This window comes from Betaproteobacteria bacterium, assembly GCA_016791345.1.
In the GTDB taxonomy this organism is placed as follows: domain Bacteria; phylum Pseudomonadota; class Gammaproteobacteria; order Burkholderiales; family JAEUMW01; genus JAEUMW01.
Genome location: JAEUMW010000360.1, coordinates 1 through 3,069, shown reverse-complemented (window position 1 = coordinate 3,069; position 3,069 = coordinate 1). Strand labels below are relative to the sequence as shown.

At 65.5% G+C, this 3,069-nt stretch carries 4 protein-coding genes; 1 reads left to right on the top strand and 3 read right to left on the bottom strand.

Translation table 11 applies throughout. The features are described 5' to 3' along the window. Window positions 1–317 (bottom strand): superoxide dismutase family protein (locus JNK68_14145; protein MBL8541484.1); only part of this gene is annotated, 317 nt, incomplete at its 3' end. A gap of 323 nt (window positions 318–640) precedes the next feature. On the opposite strand from JNK68_14145, the gene JNK68_14140 reads away from it, so the two are divergent. Next, on the top strand, window positions 641–1,255 hold the full coding sequence (locus JNK68_14140; protein MBL8541483.1) for a carbonic anhydrase: 615 nt from the start codon (window positions 641–643) through the stop codon (window positions 1,253–1,255). Between the two features lie 55 nt (window positions 1,256–1,310). Here JNK68_14140 and JNK68_14135 read toward each other — a convergent pair whose 3' ends face one another. Then, a complete protein-coding gene (locus JNK68_14135; protein ID MBL8541482.1) occupies window positions 1,311–1,826 on the bottom strand; it encodes an AmiS/UreI family transporter in 516 nt (171 codons plus the stop codon). Window positions 1,827–1,952: 126 nt separating this feature from the next. Further along, the coding region (locus tag JNK68_14130) for an acetamidase/formamidase family protein (GenBank protein MBL8541481.1) at window positions 1,953–3,069 on the bottom strand (1,117 nt) is incomplete at its 5' end.

Genomic DNA, 3,069 nt, shown 5'->3' with positions numbered 1-3,069 from the left:
GCGCCGGCGGCGGGGTTGCCATGCTGCGCGCTGGCCGGATTGAAGTGCCCGCCCGCGCTCATGGCGTCCGCCGCGCTGCAGTCGCCCTTCTCGTGGATGTGGAAGCCGTGCTCGGTATTGGCATTGAGCCCCATCAGGTTCGCCTTCACCAGCACCTTGTCGCCTTTCTGGGTGAAGGTCACCGTGCCTCGCGCCTGATTGCCCTTGGTCGGCACGAGGTTGGCCGTCGCACTCGGCCCCCCTTTCGAGAGCAGGTCGGATGTTGTCGTGCAGCCGACCAGGGCACCCGCGACGACCAGGCCGAACACCCGACGCATCGTGCTGAAACTCACGGCAGCCAAGCTGTCCCGACGTGCGACCCGACCGAGAAGGGTTGACTTTGCGAAGCCGCTCGCGATGCATCCGCCTTGTTTCATGTTGGCCCTCCTCCAGGTGCTTCCAAGTTTTTCTGCCCAGGCGATGGTACGTTACTTCGCCTGCGTATTCCATCGACGTTGTGTCGCATCGATTGCCAGGAACGCGCAGGCTGCAAGTGCTGTCCGCGACGCGGGAGGCCGATGCTATACTGCTTTGCAGCAGAAATCGGTTGAACCCGCAGCAGGGTGGCAAGCCCTCGCAGCGCATCGGAGCATCGCACCTCATGGAACGACTGATCGAAGGCTTCAAGCGCTTCAGCACGCAGTACTTTCAGGAGCAACGTGCACGGTTCGAGCGGCTCGCAGAGCGCGGCCAGCGCCCCCGCTATGCCATCGTCACCTGTTCCGACAGCCGCATCGACACGACGCGGATCTTCGACGCGGTGCCGGGCGAGATCTTCCTCATCCGCAACATCGCGAACCTGGTCGCGCCTTACCATCCCGACGACCGCCAGCACTCGACTTCGGCGGCGATCGAATACGCGGTGCGCTTCCTTAAGGTGGGGCAGTTCGTGGTCCTGGGGCACGCGGGCTGCGGCGGCATCTCCGCCCTCCTCGACCCGCCGCAGCAGTCGACCGATTTCGTCGCAAGCTGGCTTGAAACCGCACGCCCGGCGCGCGAGCGCGTGCTTGCCGATACCTCGCTCTCGCCCGAGCAGCGGCAGCGGCAGTGCGAACTGGAATCGCTCAAGGCCTCGCTCGATAACGTGCTGCGCTATCCCTGGGTAGCCTCCGGCGTGGCGGACGGCAGTCTTGCGGCCGACGCGATGTATCTCGATCTCGAGCGCGGCGAACTGCTGCTGTACGACCGTCGCAACGACGCCTTCGAACCTGTCTGAAGCGGCGTCGTGACGGGGCCTCGGGCGGGTCCCTGTCGCGACCTCCCTCGCTCTGTTACTTGATCAGCCCGTACAGCAGCAGATAGCCCGGCAGCCACCCGGTGAGAATGCCCTGCAGTACCGTCACCGCGCCGGTGAGCTTGGCGATGGGCTTCTTCAGCACCAGCAGCAGCCAGAACATGAACCAGAGAATGCCCCACGCGCCCCACGACAGGGCGAACCACCAGTCCCAGGTCGATTGAGCCGTCTGCAGCATCTGAATCGTCACCGGGACTGCGGTGACGGCCACGAACAGGCAGAACCAGCCGAGTCCGCGACCATCGGCGCCGTTGTAGCGGTTGATCGCCACCCAGAAATACGTGAACGTGAAGAGGAGCGTCAGCGCCGCACCGCGGATCGACGCGAGATCGGCGCCCGGTGCGAAGGCGAGATAGAGCGCGATGAGCAGCGTGATCGCACCGACGAAGATGTCGATCACCGCGATCTCGTCGTCCCCGATCTGCCCCAGCAGCCAGAGGCCGTTCAGGCACAGCACGGCACCGACGTAGAACAAGGCCAGTCCCAGTAACATGGCGCGTTCTCCTACCGAGCTACCGTCCCGCCCTGCTCGCATCCCGACCCCCTCGGGAGCCGGGACGCCGCACAGGCGTATTTCAGCACACGCGAACGCCGTCGCGAACTGACCGACTCGCGACGGTCAGTTCGGCGAGCGCGGCACCTGCACGCCCTGCTTCACCTGATGCGGCTTGCCGCTCGTCGACGGGCGCACGTCGAAATCGAAGATCGCGCGCGGGATGTAGATCGTCGAGCAGGCGTTCGGAATGTCCACCACGCCCGACAGCCGCCCCTCCACCGGCGCCGAGCCCAAGATCATGTACGCCTGGATGTCGGTGTAGCCGAACTTCATCAGGTAATCGATGGCGTGGTTGCAGGCGTTGGCGTAGGCGAGCCCCGAGTCGAGGTAGTGCTGCTTGCCGTTCCTGTCGACCGAGACGCCGGAGAACGCAAGCCACTCCGAATATTGCGGATCGCGTATGCCGGGCATGAAGATGGCATTCGCGCCGACGCCGTACTTCGCCATGCCGCCCTTGATGAGGTCGACGTGCAGGTCCATGAACCCGCCCATCTCGATCGCGCCGCAGAAGGTGATCTCGCCATCGCCCTGCGAGAAGTGCAGGTCGCCGAACGAGAGCTTCGCGCCGGGCACGAACACCGGGTAGAACACGCGGGTGCCTGCGGTCAGGTTCTTGATGTCCTGGTTGCCACCGTTCTCCCGCGGCGGTGCGGTGCGCGCCGCCTCGCGTGCGACGCGCTCGAAATCGGCCCCCTTGAGCGAACCGAGAATCGCGCTGTCCGGCAGCGGCGGCAGCGCGAGCGGCGGAACCCGGTGCGGATCGGTGGCGATCAGGTCGGTTTCACGCTTCGTCCATTTGGCGAGCAATTCCGCCGAGGGCGCGGTGCCCATGAGGCCCGGATGGTGAATGCCGACGTAGGACACTTCGGGAATGTGGCGCGAGGTGGCAACGTCGCCGCGGAAGTCCCAGATCACCTTGTACGCGTCCGGAAAGCGCTCGGTGAGAAAGCCGCCGCCATTCTTGGTCGCGAACACGCCGGTGTAGCCCCAGCCCATGCCGGAGAACGGACCCGAGTCCTCCTGGTCGCAGGCATCGATATCGAGGATGTCGACGATCAGGAGATCGCCGGGCTCTGCCCCTTCGACGTGGAAGGGGCCGGACAGGACGTGCACGCCGGGCAGCGGCGCGTGCCGGATGTCATCGGCGGAGTCGTCGTTCCTGATCGCGCCGTCGAACCAC